Here is a 15,477-nt window from a genome sequence, read left to right as displayed (position 1 = left end):
TTATCCTAAACTGTCCTGAAGAAATGTACGACTTGCTTGCATTAATCGGTTCCACTGGAAGATACGTAATCAAAAGAGTATGGAAGAAAAACGGTGAAATCGCAGCAGCTATCAGTACTGAAAGATTAAACTTAATGGCTGGAGAATACGTCGGTAAAGATGACCCAGTTTGTATCGTAAGAGCACAATCTGGTTTCCCTGCTAACGGTGAATGTGTCGATCCATTTGCATTCCCACACATGGTCAGTGGATGGATGAGAGGATCCCACAACGGTCCAATGATGCCAGTATCTGAAATGGAAGCAAACCCAATCAGATTTGACGGACCACCTAGAGTAGTAGGATTAGGTTTCCAAGTAGCTAACGGTGAATTAATCGGTCCTGTAGACTTATTCGATGACCCTGCATTTGACCCAACCCGTGAACAAGCTGCTAAAATCGCAACTTACATCAGAAGACACGGTCCATTCGAACCTCACAGATTACCTGCTGAAGAAATGGAATACACTTCACTTCCTGGTGTAATGGAAAAATTAGAATCCAGATTTGAAGATATGGATGATTAGATTTAAAGAGATTTTCAATCTCTTCTTTTTTTACTTTTTTTTTGAATTACAAATATTGACTATTTTTTAAATTCTTCTAGAAATTCTCTAAATAAATCTATAAATGCGGAATAGTCATCATTGAAAACAAATTTCTGAGCATCAAAAATGTGGATTTCCAGATTTTCTATCCTGTCTTTAAGAGGATAGGCATCAATTTCTGGTGAAAAATAAACATCCTCCGATGAGTTAGCAATCAATGTTTTCGCTTTAATATTGGATAATTTATCTTCTATATCGTAATTCAATACTGCTTCGGTTCTATACTTAACGTCATAGATGTCTATATGGGAATTTTCTTCAAGAAAATTGTCCATGAATATGTCAAGTTCCTCTCGAGTGAACTGTTGAAATGCCTTTTTTGAAAGATATTGGGAATAAGCCAATGAATTAATTGTAAACACGATGTTGGATATGTGTTCACTATAAACATCATCTAAATATGCATCAGATGAATCGATAATATACAATAGGGCTTTAGAAGTAATGTAGCGATAGCCTGCTGTTTTAAAGGAGCTGTTTCCCACAATTATGAATTCTGTTTCATCAGGATATTCACATGCCCAGGTATATGCTTCATATCCTCCAAGTCCAACCCCCAAAATGCCAAGTATTTTGTTTATATTGAACACTTCAGATAAAAACTTTCTTTTAAAGTTCACACAATCTTTGATGGAATATTTTGGAAAATCATATTTTAAACCTGTCGTGGATGGAGAACATGATTCAGGATAACCTAAGGAGGTAATTGATATATAAAAAAAGTTGAAATCTGCTAAATGACTTTCAGGTCCAATTAATTGATGCAAATCTTCTATGGATAAGCAGTTCCCGTTAAATCTATGGCAATAGACAATTGCATTGGATATGTTTCCATATTCATCATATTTTGGAGTTCCGCGAGTGGTATATTCCACCACCACATTCTGCAGGATGTGTCCGTTTTCGAATTCAAATTCATCCAAAACATGTCTTCTGTAACCTAATTTTGAATTTTCAATCATTATTTTTCCCTATTAGTTGAATGATTTAACATATATACGGTTTATAGTATATCTTATTCACTATTTTATAGTTTTTGTAAAATATATTTGGCAATTTAATTTATCAGAACTTTTTTTATTGGGCAATCATGCTTTTTGGCCCTTATTTTTTTTAAATCATAATTTGTGGGCGGTTATAATTGTATAGCTGCTTGAATTGATTGTTATTCTGCAGTCATCTACTTCAACATAGTAATTCTTGCCTTCTTTTGTAACAGTTGAATTGTCCTGCTTGAGCTTTGCAATGCAATAACTGACAGGTTCTACATGGATTCCCAAGTTTTTCTGTATTCTTCCAATCCCCATTTCAGTTGTGTGTATTTTATAGATATTTTCCAAAAGTATCTTTTTATGCATTTCGACACCTATTTTTCGCATCTTGGTTGATAGTATGATTAGTTATTTATATGCTACAATCTAATTAATTATTATGTCATTTTTAAAATTCATTCTTAAAAATCCATTCAGGAGAAAGAACAGTGCAATTCTGGCCATTGTAGGGATTGCAATTGGAATAATTGTCATTGTTTCTCTTGGTGGAATCACTGAAGGTTTAATAAATACCTTCGAAGATACAATACATGCCGGGGGTGCTGACTTTTCGATTTCAGGAAAGGAAACTGGGGATTCGGCATACGGTACCAATACTATTGATGCAAACTGGACAGATAAGATTGCAAATGTAAGTGGCGTGGATGAGGCCTACCCGATTTATGTGGTTCTTACCTCGGTTGGAGACGATTACATGAATACTTTGATAGGTATTGATCCTAACGGAACTACTTTGGCAGACATATCCCTGAAGGACGGCAGGATATTTGAGGATAATGCTTCTGAAGTTATTTTGGGTAAAATCTATGCGGAAGACAACAACTATTCAGTAGGGGACTCAATCGACATTAAGGGAGAAGAATTCGAGGTTGTCGGAATTTATGAAACCGGTGACCAGAACATGGCTGGAGGTGTTTTCACATCCATATCCAAAGTCGGAGACTTGATGGATGATGAAGATTCAATTTCAAACATTTATGTTAAAGTGAAAAAAGGCGAAGATCCCCAAACAGTAGCCGACAGGATTGACGCAGAGTATGGTGAGAATATCACAACAGTCACTTCCGTTATGGAGATGACCCAGATGGCGGACATGCTTAACATGCTTCAGGCATCAACCTGGGCGATTTCCCTTTTAGCCATTGTTGTGGGGGGACTTGGAATCATCAACACAATGCTCATGTCTGTGTTTGAAAGAACCCGTGAAATTGGAGTATTGAAGGCTGTTGGATGGTCTGACAGGAAAATATTGACTATGATTGTGGGAGAATCCCTTGTGATTACATTAGTTTCAGCAATCATCGGTTCATTGATAGGATATTTCGCCTGTACGTTATTAGGTCCTCAAATGGGAATTTCCCCTCTGTTCACTCCTAAGATTTTCATTCAGGCATTTACAATAGCCATTGTCGTTGGAATCATTGGTGGAATCTATCCCGCTATCAAGGCAGTAAGATTGCCTCCAACAGAAGCTTTGAGGTATGAATGAGGTGATACAATGAATGCGGTTGAAATTAAAGATTTATATAAAAGCTATGAAAATGGAAACATAAAGGCATTGAACGGTATTGACCTCACAATCAAGGATGGTGAATTCGTTTCAATTATCGGACCGTCAGGTTCCGGAAAATCAACCTTGTTGAACATGCTTGGAGCTTTGGACATTCCAGATTCCGGCGTCATAAATGTCGCAGGCCAGGATTTAAAATCATCTAAAAAGCTTAATGAGTTCCGGTCTGAAAAGATAGGCTTCATTTTCCAGCTGCATAATCTGATTCCTAACATTTCTGTAGTGGAAAATGTTGAAATTCCGATGTATACTCAAAAGATGTCCTCCAAGGACATGAGATCAAAGGCATTGAAATTGCTTGATGATGTGGGCCTCAGGGACAAGGCTGAAATCAAACCGAATAAATTATCTGGTGGGGAACGTCAAAGGGTAGCTATTGCACGTGCGCTAGCAAATGACCCATCAATTATATTGGCGGACGAACCAACAGGATCACTAGATTCCAAAACAAGTAGCAAAATCCTTAAGCAATTAATCGATTTGCACGAAGATAAAAATGTAACATTGATAATTGTAACTCATGATATGGATGTAGCCAAACTCGCAGATAGGGTTATCGAAGTTTTGGATGGTGAAATAGTATCTGCCGGTGACGAATCACTGATAAACAGCAAGATTAATGTTTAACTTATTTTACAAAATAAGTTATTCTTTTCTCTTTTTTTTTTTAATTAATTTTCTTTGCAAAAAATAAAATCTTCTTTTTTCTAAAAAATAGTTTAGATGATTCCATGAATCATCCTTAAGGCGTCGAGTAGTCCGTGGCTGTATTCGATACAACCGAATGCAGTCCTCATATCTCCTTTTTCCAGGTAATATTTTGAATCGTTCCAATAGTCGATGGCCCTGTCATACACATCCTTTTCCTTTCCCTCAAAGGTAATGTCAGCTACCTGATTCAAATTTCTCTCTAATTTTGCAATGTCCTTTGCTATTTTTTCGGGACTTTCCAGTTCAGTCATTCAATTGCCTCCATACATAAACTATTCTTTGGCCAACTGTGAAGTAGGATAAGACCACCAATATGTAAATGATGTATGTGAAGTAGATGTCTCCTGCGAAATATCCAATCAATGCTCCAATCATCAAAATAATCATACGAACAGCCCTTTCAGCAATTCCAATATTGCATTCCGCACCCTGTGATTCCGCTCTTGCCCTCACATAGCTGACACAGATTGCGGAATGGATTGCAAGGACTCCAACAAACCAATCGCAGTATCCTCCAAAAATGATTCCTATGTAAATGATCGCATCTGCAAACCTGTCCATTGTTGAGTCAAGGAATGCGCCGAATTTGGATGATTTTCCATGAAAACGGGCAATTGCACCATCCATTACATCCAAAAATCCGGACATTAATATTGCAATGGTTCCCAGGATTAGCATATGATTTGCAAATCCATATGCTGCGATAATTGCAACAAATGGGGAAATCACTGTAATGATATTTGGATTGATGTTAAGATATTTCGCGATTGGATTTAATATTCTTGTCAATAGTGGTCTGAGATTTTGAAGCATAATTTATATTAGATATCTTATCTAATATAATTGTTAGGTAATGAAAATGAAAATATTAAAAACTTCTATTGACGATGTTGATGAAACAGTTATCAGCGAAGCTATTAAAGTATTGGCTGATGGGGGTGTCGTATTATACCCTACAGATACTGTCTATGGGTTGGGAGCAAATATTTTCGATAATTCTGCTGTAAAAAGAGTTTTCAAAATAAAGCAGAGAAGTTTGCTGAAGCCGCTTTCAATATTAATCAGCGATGTCGAGGCAATTGATTTGGTTGCGAAGGTTTCCCTTAGTCAAAAGGAAGTGATTAATAATTATTTGCCTGGGCCGTATACATTCATCCTAACGAAGAATCCTGTGGTTCCGAGGGTCGTGACAAGCGGATCGTCATATGTGGGAGTCAGGGTTCCGGACAATGATATTGCACGAAGGCTGGCCGGTATCTTTCCAATAACCACCACAAGCGCAAACGTTTCAGATGATGAAATGTTGTCAACACCTGATGAAATCCTCGAGCAGTTGGATTGTGATGTCGATTTGGTCATTGACGTCGGAGAGCTGAAATCAAAAAAGGCTTCGATGATTGTCGATTTATCAGATAACGACATAAGGATAATTCGAAGATAATCATTTTTTTTAATTAATTGTTATATATTATAAAAAACAATATATTTTTATGAAAGTATTAGCTAATTTTGAAGATAATCATAAAATTCCATCCAATTCATCATTGGATACATTGTTGGGTGGAGGTTTTGAAAAGGGTACAATAACTCAAATATTTGGGCCGCCAAGCTCTGGAAAGAGTAACATAACAATGACTTTGGCGGTAAATGTAGCTAAAAACAATAAAAAAGTTATCTATATGGATACTGAAGGAGGAATATCCATTGACAGGGTTAAACAAATTGCGGGACCCGACTTTTCAAAAGTAGCTAATAACATCATTGTTTTGGAGCCAACTAATTTTCTGGAACAGAACGATAATTTGAAGTCAATCGATTTCTGGCTCAAAAAGAACCATGCCGATGTGGATTTAATAATTTTGGATTCCGCGGTTGCATTGTATAGGGTTGATGATATGAAGTCATCCAAGCTAAATAAGGAATTGGGTAAACAGATGGGCATGTTATCCAAGATTGCAAGGCAATACGATGTGGCTGTGGTTGTAACAAACCAAATTTACAGTTCCATTGATGAGGAAGGAAACAACGATATCAAGGCTGTCGGTGGAACAATTTTGCAGTATTGGAGCAAAGTAATAATCCAGCTCGAGCGCGGTGATGAAATCAATCAGAGGGTTGCCACCCTTATTCGCCACAGGAGCATTCCTGAAGGCAAAAAGGCGATGTTTACCATTTCATCAAATGGAATCAATTAAGATAATTTTATTAACAATTAAAAATAAATATTTACTTTGGAATTTTAGTGTGATATTATGAGGGATAAGGATTTTGATATTAAACACCCTAAAAAAAAGTTTCAAAAAACTGAAAGGGTGCCTCCGGAAGGATACGAATGTGCAAATGACTTTTTTGAAGATATGTATATGGACAAAGACATGATTTGGATGGGCCAAAATACAAATCATTTACATGATGATACAATAGCCGATGCAATGATTGAAGCCATTAAAGAAAAGACATTCTGCAGATATCCTGCCCCAGAAGGATTTTCCGAACTCAAACAGTTGGTTTTGGATGATTTGGGATTTGAGGATTTGGAAGTCTTATTGACATCCGGAGCAACAGAATCATTATACCTATGTATGCAGGCACTTCTGGAACCTGAGGACAACGTGATTTTATCAGATCCAGGATACTTCATCATCGGAGACTTTGCAAACCGTTTTGCAGGTGAAGTGAGGTACGTTCCGATATACTATGAAGAGAACAACTATAAATTAACCCCTGATTTATTAAGGGAAAATATGGATGAAAATACTCGTATGGTCATTTTAATAGATCCTCTAAACCCTCTTGGTTCCTCATACACTGAAGAAGAGTTAAAAGAATTTGCAGAAATTGCAAAAGAAAACGATTTATACTTATTGCATGACGTTACCTACAAAGACTTTGCAAGAGAACATTTCCTTGTGGAGAACTATGCTCCAGGCCAGACATTGACAATATACAGCTTTTCAAAAATATTCGGAATGGCAGGCCTAAGGGTTGGAGGGGTTGTGTCCTCAAAACCAATTATTGATGCTATTAAAAATGCAGTTGTCAATGATTTGGGTGTTAACATCATTTCCCAATATGGTGCAATTGCAGGCCTCAAGTCAAAACCAAAATGGTTTGAACAAATGAGGGAAACCTGTTTTGAAAACCAAAGATTAATTCACGAAATGATTGAACCTATTGACGGAGTATTCCTGCCGGTTTACCCATCAGATGCAAACATGATGGTAATCGATTTGTCAGGAGCAGGAATAAATCCGAAGGTGATGTCAAATTACTTAATCGAGAAAAAATTATTTACAAGAGAAGGGGAATACACTTCCGAAGAGTTTGGAGACAGATACTTGCGTATCAGCTTCTCAATTCCAACAGAAGAAATCAAAGTATTCTGTGAAGAATTCCCAAAAGCTGTTGAAGCTTTAAGAAAATGATTGATGCAAATTTTGAGGGGTTTAGATACCACAAACCTCTTCCTAATTTTTATAAAATTGAAAATCCTGAAAATCCAAAGACCATCATTGCCGACGATTTGCTTTTTGACTTAACTAATCTGGCTTTAAAAAATAATTTTGCCGGATTAAGCTATTCCAAATTATCTGACGAATTCAAAAAAGAATGCGGCATCGATTTCGATAACGTGATTATTTTTAAATTTATGATGGGCGATGATTTGATTAAGATGGAGCCGTCAAAGGAAAAATGCAAGATGATGGATGATGAATTTCAAGGCTTTGGGGTTCACGTGTATGAATTTGCAGATTTCTTAAGAGAAAACGGATTTCAAGCGGATTTGATACATCCTTTGGCTGATGATTTAAGCATGAGGGCGATAGCAATGCAATCCAATGATTGTGTTATTACAAGAAGCAACATGTGCCTTTTTAGGGAGGGCATCAGCACAGGTTTTTTCATGATTCACACATCAATTGAAAATTTACCCTTTAAAGGTGAAAACGATATGCTGTGGGTCCCTGATTTCTGCTCTACATGTGGGGTCTGCGTTGAAAGATGTCCTGAGAATGCCTTTGATGATGATGGAAAATTCTTAAGAAAGCTTTGCACAGCTCACAGGGAAGGTTGCAATGACTGCATTTTGAGATGTCCATTTTACAAAAGAGATTATAATAAAGTAAAACAAAGATATAATAGAATGAAAAGGAGACAAAAAAATGAGTGAAAAAATAGCTTTAGTTTCATGCAGCGGTTTAAGTCCGTTAGGCTTGGTTGTTAGGGCGGCTAGCGTAGAATTGGCATTAGAAAATGATACTATTGTTGCAGCATGCATTACAGAATATTCAGCACAGCCAAACAATTGCTCACCAATCTTGGACGATGCAAAAATCGTGACAGTAACAGGATGCGGTGATGACTGCGCATCAGTAATCCTGAATGATAAGGATGTCGATGCAATTAAAAATATCTCCGCGGATGCAATTGTTAAAGCTTATGATTTAAATCCTCTTGATGCTGTAAGGTTGGATGAAGACGGTGAAAAGGCCGTCAGCATATTAAAAAAATATATTCTAAAGGAATTGGAAGATTTATAGGGCGCTGATTTCTACATTTTCCAAAGCCCTTATCTCATCGATTTTATCGTTTAGAATTAGGCATGTAATTTTCAGTGCTTTTCTGATTCCATCCTCTGATCTTTTGAATAAATCGTCGCTTTTGTTTTCACGCAAATCCGCATAAACATTAGTGATGGCTGTTATTTTGTATTTGTCCGTGATTATACTGATTGCACCACGGCCGATTCCAGCCGTGGTTCCGATAGCTATATCGCACTCGCTTATTTTTTTAACAGCTTGGGCCATAATCAAACTTACTTTTTTATCCCCCATCTCATCATAAACCTTTATTCCTTTAATTAGTTTATCCGGTTTGGGAGGATTTTCAACGTTCAATATTTTCTCAACGGCTTCTATTGTAGGGATGAATAAGCTGCAGGTTACACTAAGCTCATTAAAATCAAAGTCACCATAATCCTGTGGGTTTTTAACGTATTCACTACCGAATTCGCCGTCATAATTTTGAGCTAGCGCATGGAGTTCCCTTCCAATTTTTCCATGAGTGAAGCATTCAGCTGTTGATATCTTTATCATTTTGTTCTCTCAATAATTTCAGGGCATTGATTGTAATGGTCTTTGCAACTTCATCTAATGTGTAAGGTGTTACAGGTTCATTGTCCCTGATTAATTTATGTGTAGTTAAAATTAAATGGTTTTGCCTAATTCCCTCTTTTCTCAACTCTTGAATGGCAGGATTTGAGTCATCATACTCAGATATGTCTTTAATTTCAATATTTTCATTTCCGAATCCGAAAATTCCTGCAGTTCCGATGGTTCTGGCCCCTCTTCTTTGGGCATGTTTTATTATTTTTGCGGCAGTAGGTATTGTATCTCCGCCGGCAATAACGATAATTACAACATCTCCTTCTAACAAATCAATGTTTTTTTCAGAGATATACTCGGAATAGCTCAATACTTTTCTGAAATCAGGATTGTGTGTGCAGATTTGCTTTAAAAATTCAGGCTTGGATTTTCCAACTTCTGCTCCAAGAAGTGTGAATATGACATCTCCCCCATCTATCTTTTGCCCATCAAAGGCTCCAATTACTTTAGGCCCTCCTCTGTGGACTTGCATTAAGTTTATTCCAATTCTCAAACCTAGTCTTCCACAGCCAACTAAATCAATTCTTCCTTTAGGAACTTGCTTATCTTCCATTTCTTTAATTTCGTCTACCATTCTATCACGGGATTTCTAATTTTTCAATAGGTGTATTATCAACAATTTCTACGTTTATTTTAAGTTCTTTGAGGATTTCTGCAAGAGCATATAATCCAGGAACTTCACTTTCGTGATGATTCAAATCGATTAGTGTAATCTCTAAATTTTTCGCGAGAATTGATGTTTCCTGAGTCAGGTCTCCTGAAATCAGGATGTCCAATCTTCTGCTTTTAGCCAGCATTATATAATCGGGATTTTTAAGGCCAAAGCCGGATATGATTCCCACTTCACCGATATCCTTTTCGTCATCTAGATTGTTCACGGTTCTCACGTTTGTAAAATTGTCTAGAATATTCTTTTTCAAGTCACTAAACTTTTTGTCTGCCTTGCAAATCCTTCCAATTTTTGTATTTTGATCGAAGTAATCAATTACTTCCAGATTTAGGGTATCTGCAAGTGCTTCATTAGCACCTCCCTCCATCACATCCCAATTAGTATGGATAATGTAAGTTGGTGTTTTTGGAATGAATAATGGGGGGTGGTGCGTAATAATCAATGTATTGTCAGTATAAACATCATTTTCAGGCAACAAATCCATGTAAATCTTTATTGATGTGATGTCCTGTTCCAAGTCATATTCCCTTTTGAATCCGACTTCATCCGAATCCAAAGCCAATGTCTTGGGTATTTTTTTGTCTATGAAATCAATTATCTCTTTAAGCTTCATTTAAATCATTTTTGAATTTATTTTATCTATTTCTTCAAGAATCAATTCCTCTAAATCAAAGGGCTTGATTGTTGATATCTTTAATGAGGGAACATTTATCAAATCAATGAATTTTCCAATGTTTTTCTCCTTAAATATTACCTCTTCAAGAAAGCCCATTTCGCATGCACAATAAAGTACTCCTTCCTCTTTTTGGCATTTATTCAATAGATTGGTTAAAACACCAATCGTCAGGGTCATTGTACCGGAGGTTTTGCTGTCTATTCCTTTTGTTTTCAAGATTGCCTTGTTTGGACATTTCACTGCATTCAGCCTTTCGTGAATGTTGTTTTTTTCTTCAAGAAGCCTGTCATTGTCTTCAGCGACAGGGTCTTCTATTATGAATCCGTCAACATCAAGTCTTGATGTTTCATCCACGCTAATTCCACCAAAACCTGTTGTGTCAATCACAATACTTCCAGAATAGATTAAATCGAGGTTTGATGTAAATTTAACTTTATGTTGGAGTTTTCCCCCTATTTCAGTATACAATAAGTCTTCCAGATGAGGATAGATGTCAGCCAATAGTATGTTGTCGTATTTTTCACTTAATTTTTTTACAATTCCCACACCGGTAAAATAAGTTCCAATTACAATTATCTTACTTGATTTGTCGATATTCAGGCTTTCAACATAATCATAAACGGTCTCCGATTTCTTTGAAATAATCTTATTGAAAATATCAATTAATTTTGTTTCAGATTTAATCGTAAGGACTTCTGAGGTTATTCCAGTATCAATATTCATCATTCAACCTTCTTTTTTTTCAAAACCAATCTTTTCAAGCGCTTCGCATGCTTCCTTATAAACCGCTTCCTCGATTGTTTTTTTATGAATCAGATGTGACGGGGAAGTTCCAGCAGTCAATATTCTTCCCTTGTTGTCAATAAAGATAAGCAAGGATCCTGAACCCGGAATTCCTAACCTTCCCCTAGCTATTATTAAATCAGCATCGCTTTGGTCAAGTGCCATATACGCTTTTGCAAGAGCAGGAATCCTGCTTGTATCCGCTGTGTTTGTATTGATTTGAAGTATTTTAGCTTCTGGCAGGCCATACTCATTTAAAACGCTGTTCAGCACTTCTACTTTAATCCCGTTTTTGTTGGGAACGTATATCTTTTCAGCATTTTTGATATATTCCTGAAGTTCATTCAGCTCTTCAAGGGTATCCCCGAATCTGGTGTTGTTTCTAGATTCTTCAAATGCATTTCTTATCATTTCTTCAAATGCCATAATATCACATATAAAAAAGGAGGATTAAATAGTTTGAGGTATGAGGCCTAATTTTTCAATCACATTAACGACTTCAGAATAGTTCCCATACTCCGGAGCTCCAACTCCTTTAACTTCAAGAGGGTAATTGTCTGCAATAACTGTTGCCAGATTATTTGCCCCCGCTTTGAGGGAATATTCGACATTTTCAGGCCCAACAGTCGGTGTCGGCATTGTAATTCTAATGTCAGGATACATTATTCGGGTAACAGCGACAATTTTCAATTGTTCTTTCAAAGGGAATGGGGGGTAATCAGCCATTGGGGTATCATCATAAGGATTAAAACCCATTATTGGGATTTCTTCAAGTGTCTTGAACTTGCCCAGGAAACGCAAATGTCTGATTCTGTCTTCAGGACTTTCACCAAGGCCTAAAAGCAGTCCTGAGGATAATCCAATTCCTGCTTCACATACTAATTTGCAGGTTTCAATTCTTTGTGAAAGGGAATCTCCAGGTTTTGTTTTTTTGAAAACCTCTTCGTTTATTGTTTCCAGATTGCAGCAGACTGTATCCACTCCAAGTTCTGCAAGCTTTTCAATTGATTTTGAAGTTAAATCTCCACCAACATTAACAAGTATCTCCAGGTTGGTGTTTTCTTTAACGATTCTGCATGCATTCACGGCCTGCTTTCCTTTATACCCATATCCTCCGGAACAGCTCACGCGAGGAATATGTGCTTCGGTTATGGACAATGCAGCTTTTAATATTTCATCATCAGATTTATAGAATGCATTGTAGTATCCTTTTGATGAGGTTTCTTCAGCAAATCCGCAATATTTGCATCTTGGCTGAATTTGGCATTTGTTTGTAATATGCACTGTTGATGTTAATTTTATTGTCTTTGATTGACTATTACGTATTTCGGCAGATGTTTCGAATAATTTTTCCAAATTTTTATCATCATCTATCCTCAACAACTCTAAAAATTCTTCATCGCTTAATTTCTGTCCCTGTTTTGCTTTGTTTAAAATTTCATCAATCAATTTAACACCAACTTAAACTCTATTAAATTAAATATCCTAACTTATTTTTTAATGGCTATTTTCAGATAACAATTAAAAAATAAGTTAAATAATTGTTGGATTAAATCCAACATTTTAACTTATTCTTCTTCTTTACCTAAGTAATCTAATACGGTAGGAACGATTTCTGCTAATGATCCGAAGTTCATTGAGTCAGCGGTACCGGTTAATGCGGATGGTGCTAATGCTTCATCCATGTTTGCAATACCTTCGTCGTTCATTAATGCGGTTACTTGGGTCAATGCTTCGTTTGCCATCATTTGTGCGAAGTCGTCCGGAGCACCTAAGATTTGAGTTACTGTGTCTCTGTATGCTAAGATACCTGCGTAGGTAATTGCGGTTACTGCGGAACACATGTCACATACTGGTCCTAATAAGTTTGCTGGTAATGTGTATGCTGCTCCTCTTGCTTTGTTACCTAAGTCGAGTAAGGTATCGATAGCTGCTTGGTCAGCGTATCCTTCTGCAATGTATACTTGTCCTTTCATTTCAGGTACTGCACCTGGGTGATATGAAGCCACGTTTACTTTTGCGCCTAATTCTTCGAAAATGTCGTTGAATTTGGTGGTTGGAATGGTACATGCGTGGGTTAGGATAGCGCCCTCTTTTAGGTTAGGTGCGAATTTTTCGATGATTTCTTTTTGCATTCCGCCTTTTGGTAACCAGGTCATTACCCAGTCAGCGTCTGCTACTGCTTCTGCGTCATCGTTGATACATTTCATTCCTAAGTCTTCAGGGTGAGTAAAGTGAATGGCGCCTTTAGCTGGTTTTGGTACGGTTTCTGCTAATTCGGTGACTTTTGCTCTGATTGCTGGCATTACTTCTTCGGGGGTTCCTGCTTTGTGAGCTGCGATTACGTCTGCGTAGTCGAAGTCTTCTACTACGGTGAAGTCTCCGTCGAATACTGGGTCGGATACTACTACTTCGTCTACACCTGCTAATTCTAATAATTCTGCACCCATTTCGATTGTGGAGTGGGTCATGGAAATGTTTTCTTTACCGGTTGCTTCAGCAACTTCTACAGCTCTTGAGAAGTTGGTAATTCCACTTGCAGCATGTGTTCTGTAACATCCTGCACCTAAAATTGCCACTTTCATTTTCTTTGTTTTTTCAACGGTTTCTTCTACGGCTATGATTTCTTCTTCAATTTTTTCATCGACAGTTTTTGCTTCAACAGTTTCTACTGCATCTTTAACGCCGAATATTTTTTTAAGTTTTTCTAACAATTTTAACACCAATCTCCAATTTTTCATAAGTATAAAAATTAACTTATTTTTTAAGGGTTCTTTTTTTTAAACACTTAAAAAATAAGTTAAATTAATTGTTGATAAAAATCAACAATTAAAACTTATTGTGTTTATTCTTCTTTGCCTAAGTAATCTAATACGGTAGGAACGATTTCTGCTAATGATCCGAAGTTCATTGAGTCAGCGGTACCGGTTAATGCGGATGGTGCTAATGCTTCATCCATGTTTGCAATACCTTCGTCGTTCATTAATGCGGTTACTTGGGTCAATGCTTCGTTTGCCATCATTTGTGCGAAGTCGTCCGGAGCACCTAAGATTTGAGTTACTGTGTCTCTGTATGCTAAGATACCTGCGTAGGTAATTGCGGTTACTGCGGAACACATGTCACATACTGGTCCTAATAAGTTTGCTGGTAATGTGTATGCTGCTCCTCTTGCTTTGTTACCTAAGTCGAGTAAGGTATCGATAGCTGCTTGGTCAGCGTATCCTTCTGCAATGTATACTTGTCCTTTCATTTCAGGTACTGCACCTGGGTGATATGAAGCCACGTTTACTTTTGCGCCTAATTCTTCGAAAATGTCGTTGAATTTGGTGGTTGGAATGGTACATGCGTGGGTTAGGATAGCGCCCTCTTTTAGGTTAGGTGCGAATTTTTCGATGATTTCTTTTTGCATTCCGCCTTTTGGTAACCAGGTCATTACCCAGTCAGCGTCTGCTACTGCTTCTGCGTCATCGTTGATACATTTCATTCCTAAGTCTTCAGGGTGAGTAAAGTGAATGGCGCCTTTAGCTGGTTTTGGTACGGTTTCTGCTAATTCGGTGACTTTTGCTCTGATTGCTGGCATTACTTCTTCGGGGGTTCCTGCTTTGTGAGCTGCGATTACGTCTGCGTAGTCGAAGTCTTCTACTACGGTGAAGTCTCCGTCGAATACTGGGTCGGATACTACTACTTCGTCTACACCTGCTAATTCTAATAATTCTGCACCCATTTCGATTGTGGAGTGGGTCATGGAAATGTTTTCTTTACCGGTTGCTTCAGCAACTTCTACAGCTCTTGAGAAGTTGGTAATTCCACTTGCAGCATGTGTTCTGTAACATCCTGCACCTAAAATTGCTACTTTCATTTTTTCGTCTCCTTAAAAAATATATCTTTAACAGAACTTTTCCAATAGTTTAAACTATATAAAAAAGTTTTACTGCATGGTCTAAATGTGTCATATTGCTTTTTTATTACTTAATTATGGTTTTTTATTCTATGCAGTAATAATTTATATTTAAAAAGTAGTACTATTTAAATCTTTACATTGGTCTTTATTTAGTATTATTTTTTCTATTATTTTATTATTTTTAGTAATACTGATAATACTATTTGTTTGGAATATTATAGTTTAGTATTACTTTTTATTTTGTAATACAATTGATTTAATTAATTTTCAGTAATACAAAATCGAAACATATTTATTAAAGA

20 protein-coding genes are annotated in these 15,477 nt (G+C 36.9%); 8 read left to right on the top strand and 12 right to left on the bottom strand.

Translation table 11 applies throughout. The annotated features are described in order from the left end of the window. Positions 1-566: fructose 1,6-bisphosphatase (locus tag Q0W25_RS04745; protein ID WP_298519547.1), on the top strand; the 566-nt coding region annotated here is incomplete at its 5' end. Positions 567-625: 59 nt separating this feature from the next. On the opposite strand, the gene Q0W25_RS04740 is transcribed toward Q0W25_RS04745, so the two are convergent. Both Q0W25_RS04740 and Q0W25_RS04735 read right to left on the bottom strand, forming a co-directional pair. Further along, the gene (locus Q0W25_RS04740) at positions 626-1,609 is read right to left on the bottom strand and encodes an alpha/beta fold hydrolase (protein ID WP_298519544.1); all 984 of its coding nucleotides are present in this window, start codon (positions 1,607-1,609) and stop codon (positions 626-628) included. A 156-nt stretch (positions 1,610-1,765) separates the two neighbouring features. Beyond that, positions 1,766-2,005, bottom strand: a complete 240-nt coding sequence (locus Q0W25_RS04735) for a DUF3781 domain-containing protein (RefSeq protein ID WP_298519541.1) — start codon at positions 2,003-2,005, stop codon at positions 1,766-1,768. A 73-nt stretch (positions 2,006-2,078) separates the two neighbouring features. Here Q0W25_RS04735 and Q0W25_RS04730 point away from each other — a divergent pair, with 73 nt between their 5' ends. Together Q0W25_RS04730 and Q0W25_RS04725 are read left to right on the top strand one after the other, a co-directional pair. Beyond that, positions 2,079-3,188: an ABC transporter permease gene (locus tag Q0W25_RS04730; RefSeq protein WP_298519538.1), complete on the top strand. Its 1,110-nt coding sequence runs from the start codon at positions 2,079-2,081 to the stop codon at positions 3,186-3,188. Positions 3,189-3,197: 9 nt separating this feature from the next. Then, on the top strand, positions 3,198-3,896 hold the full coding sequence (locus Q0W25_RS04725; RefSeq protein ID WP_298519535.1) for an ABC transporter ATP-binding protein: 699 nt from the start codon (positions 3,198-3,200) through the stop codon (positions 3,894-3,896). A gap of 92 nt (positions 3,897-3,988) precedes the next feature. Here Q0W25_RS04725 and Q0W25_RS04720 read toward each other — a convergent pair whose 3' ends face one another. Then, positions 3,989-4,231, bottom strand: coding sequence for a DUF357 domain-containing protein (locus Q0W25_RS04720; RefSeq protein WP_298519532.1), 243 nt, complete (start codon positions 4,229-4,231; stop codon positions 3,989-3,991). Continuing rightward, the gene (gene pgsA, locus Q0W25_RS04715) at positions 4,224-4,793 is read right to left on the bottom strand and encodes an archaetidylinositol phosphate synthase (RefSeq protein WP_297828221.1); all 570 of its coding nucleotides are present in this window, start codon (positions 4,791-4,793) and stop codon (positions 4,224-4,226) included. The genes Q0W25_RS04720 and pgsA overlap by 8 nt, the downstream gene beginning before the upstream one ends. A 46-nt stretch (positions 4,794-4,839) precedes the next feature. Between pgsA and Q0W25_RS04710 the strand changes: the two genes are divergently transcribed. The 5 genes from Q0W25_RS04710 to Q0W25_RS04690 are packed head-to-tail and all read left to right on the top strand — an operon-like array spanning position 4,840 to position 8,521. Beyond that, on the top strand, positions 4,840-5,421 hold the full coding sequence (locus tag Q0W25_RS04710) for an L-threonylcarbamoyladenylate synthase (RefSeq protein ID WP_298519529.1): 582 nt from the start codon (positions 4,840-4,842) through the stop codon (positions 5,419-5,421). Between the two features lie 49 nt (positions 5,422-5,470). Then, on the top strand, positions 5,471-6,175 hold the full coding sequence (radB, locus tag Q0W25_RS04705; protein ID WP_297828225.1) for a DNA repair and recombination protein RadB: 705 nt from the start codon (positions 5,471-5,473) through the stop codon (positions 6,173-6,175). Positions 6,176-6,232: 57 nt separating this feature from the next. Then, positions 6,233-7,405: a pyridoxal phosphate-dependent aminotransferase gene (locus tag Q0W25_RS04700; protein ID WP_298519524.1), complete on the top strand. Its 1,173-nt coding sequence runs from the start codon at positions 6,233-6,235 to the stop codon at positions 7,403-7,405. Beyond that, the gene (locus Q0W25_RS04695; protein WP_298519521.1) at positions 7,402-8,151 is read left to right on the top strand and encodes an ATP-binding protein; all 750 of its coding nucleotides are present in this window, start codon (positions 7,402-7,404) and stop codon (positions 8,149-8,151) included. The genes Q0W25_RS04700 and Q0W25_RS04695 overlap by 4 nt, the downstream gene beginning before the upstream one ends. Beyond that, positions 8,144-8,521, top strand: coding sequence for a putative zinc-binding protein (locus Q0W25_RS04690; protein WP_298519519.1), 378 nt, complete (start codon positions 8,144-8,146; stop codon positions 8,519-8,521). The genes Q0W25_RS04695 and Q0W25_RS04690 overlap by 8 nt, the downstream gene beginning before the upstream one ends. Here the strand turns inward: Q0W25_RS04690 and Q0W25_RS04685 are convergent. The 8 genes from Q0W25_RS04685 to hmd (Q0W25_RS04650) all read right to left on the bottom strand — a co-directional run bounded on the left by Q0W25_RS04685 (position 8,516) and on the right by hmd (Q0W25_RS04650) (position 15,133). Beyond that, positions 8,516-9,076: a UPF0254 family protein gene (locus Q0W25_RS04685; RefSeq protein WP_298519516.1), complete on the bottom strand. Its 561-nt coding sequence runs from the start codon at positions 9,074-9,076 to the stop codon at positions 8,516-8,518. The genes Q0W25_RS04690 and Q0W25_RS04685 overlap by 6 nt on opposite strands. Then, a complete protein-coding gene (locus Q0W25_RS04680; RefSeq protein ID WP_298519512.1) occupies positions 9,054-9,719 on the bottom strand; it encodes a hypothetical protein in 666 nt (221 codons plus the stop codon). The genes Q0W25_RS04685 and Q0W25_RS04680 overlap by 23 nt, the downstream gene beginning before the upstream one ends. A 4-nt stretch (positions 9,720-9,723) precedes the next feature. Further along, complete coding sequence (locus tag Q0W25_RS04675; RefSeq protein WP_298519509.1) at positions 9,724-10,428, bottom strand: Nif3-like dinuclear metal center hexameric protein; 705 nt, start codon at positions 10,426-10,428, stop codon at positions 9,724-9,726. Next, positions 10,429-11,217: an SAM-dependent methyltransferase HcgC family protein gene (locus Q0W25_RS04670; RefSeq protein WP_298519506.1), complete on the bottom strand. Its 789-nt coding sequence runs from the start codon at positions 11,215-11,217 to the stop codon at positions 10,429-10,431. After that, positions 11,218-11,700 (bottom strand): DUF3236 domain-containing protein, encoded by a 483-nt coding sequence (locus tag Q0W25_RS04665; RefSeq protein ID WP_298519503.1) that lies wholly within the window; start codon positions 11,698-11,700, stop codon positions 11,218-11,220. Positions 11,701-11,724: 24 nt separating this feature from the next. Beyond that, complete coding sequence (hmdB, locus tag Q0W25_RS04660) at positions 11,725-12,723, bottom strand: 5,10-methenyltetrahydromethanopterin hydrogenase cofactor biosynthesis protein HmdB (RefSeq protein WP_298519500.1); 999 nt, start codon at positions 12,721-12,723, stop codon at positions 11,725-11,727. A 119-nt stretch (positions 12,724-12,842) separates the two neighbouring features. Then, positions 12,843-13,859 (bottom strand): 5,10-methenyltetrahydromethanopterin hydrogenase, encoded by a 1,017-nt coding sequence (hmd, locus tag Q0W25_RS04655; RefSeq protein ID WP_298519554.1) that lies wholly within the window; start codon positions 13,857-13,859, stop codon positions 12,843-12,845. Between the two features lie 260 nt (positions 13,860-14,119). Beyond that, positions 14,120-15,133, bottom strand: a complete 1,014-nt coding sequence (gene hmd, locus Q0W25_RS04650) for a 5,10-methenyltetrahydromethanopterin hydrogenase (protein WP_298519498.1) — start codon at positions 15,131-15,133, stop codon at positions 14,120-14,122. Between the last annotated feature and the right edge of the window lie 344 nt (positions 15,134-15,477).

The sequence above is a fragment of the uncultured Methanobrevibacter sp. genome (genome assembly GCF_947166415.1).
Classification (GTDB): domain Archaea; phylum Methanobacteriota; class Methanobacteria; order Methanobacteriales; family Methanobacteriaceae; genus Methanocatella.
The sequence above is the reverse complement of the archived record's forward strand: the minus strand, read 5'-3'. Positions and strand labels throughout refer to the sequence as shown.

Bases quoted from the DNA above. Each gene is read 5' to 3' on its own strand.
- Q0W25_RS04740 (WP_298519544.1), bottom strand. From the start codon at position 1,609: ATGATTGAAAATTCAAAATTAGGTTACAGAAGACATGTTTTGGATGAA.
- Q0W25_RS04735 (WP_298519541.1), bottom strand. From the start codon at position 2,005: ATGCATAAAAAGATACTTTTGGAAAATATCTATAAAATACACACAACT.
- Q0W25_RS04730 (WP_298519538.1), top strand. From the start codon at position 2,079: ATGTCATTTTTAAAATTCATTCTTAAAAATCCATTCAGGAGAAAGAAC.
- Q0W25_RS04725 (WP_298519535.1), top strand. From the start codon at position 3,198: ATGAATGCGGTTGAAATTAAAGATTTATATAAAAGCTATGAAAATGGA.
- Q0W25_RS04720 (WP_298519532.1), bottom strand. From the start codon at position 4,231: ATGACTGAACTGGAAAGTCCCGAAAAAATAGCAAAGGACATTGCAAAA.
- pgsA (WP_297828221.1), bottom strand. From the start codon at position 4,793: ATGCTTCAAAATCTCAGACCACTATTGACAAGAATATTAAATCCAATC.
- Q0W25_RS04710 (WP_298519529.1), top strand. From the start codon at position 4,840: ATGAAAATATTAAAAACTTCTATTGACGATGTTGATGAAACAGTTATC.
- radB (WP_297828225.1), top strand. From the start codon at position 5,471: ATGAAAGTATTAGCTAATTTTGAAGATAATCATAAAATTCCATCCAAT.
- Q0W25_RS04700 (WP_298519524.1), top strand. From the start codon at position 6,233: ATGAGGGATAAGGATTTTGATATTAAACACCCTAAAAAAAAGTTTCAA.
- Q0W25_RS04695 (WP_298519521.1), top strand. From the start codon at position 7,402: ATGATTGATGCAAATTTTGAGGGGTTTAGATACCACAAACCTCTTCCT.
- Q0W25_RS04690 (WP_298519519.1), top strand. From the start codon at position 8,144: ATGAGTGAAAAAATAGCTTTAGTTTCATGCAGCGGTTTAAGTCCGTTA.
- Q0W25_RS04685 (WP_298519516.1), bottom strand. From the start codon at position 9,076: ATGATAAAGATATCAACAGCTGAATGCTTCACTCATGGAAAAATTGGA.
- Q0W25_RS04680 (WP_298519512.1), bottom strand. From the start codon at position 9,719: ATGGTAGACGAAATTAAAGAAATGGAAGATAAGCAAGTTCCTAAAGGA.
- Q0W25_RS04675 (WP_298519509.1), bottom strand. From the start codon at position 10,428: ATGAAGCTTAAAGAGATAATTGATTTCATAGACAAAAAAATACCCAAG.
- Q0W25_RS04670 (WP_298519506.1), bottom strand. From the start codon at position 11,217: ATGATGAATATTGATACTGGAATAACCTCAGAAGTCCTTACGATTAAA.
- Q0W25_RS04665 (WP_298519503.1), bottom strand. From the start codon at position 11,700: ATGGCATTTGAAGAAATGATAAGAAATGCATTTGAAGAATCTAGAAAC.
- hmd (WP_298519554.1), bottom strand. From the start codon at position 13,859: ATGAAAGTGGCAATTTTAGGTGCAGGATGTTACAGAACACATGCTGCA.
- hmd (WP_298519498.1), bottom strand. From the start codon at position 15,133: ATGAAAGTAGCAATTTTAGGTGCAGGATGTTACAGAACACATGCTGCA.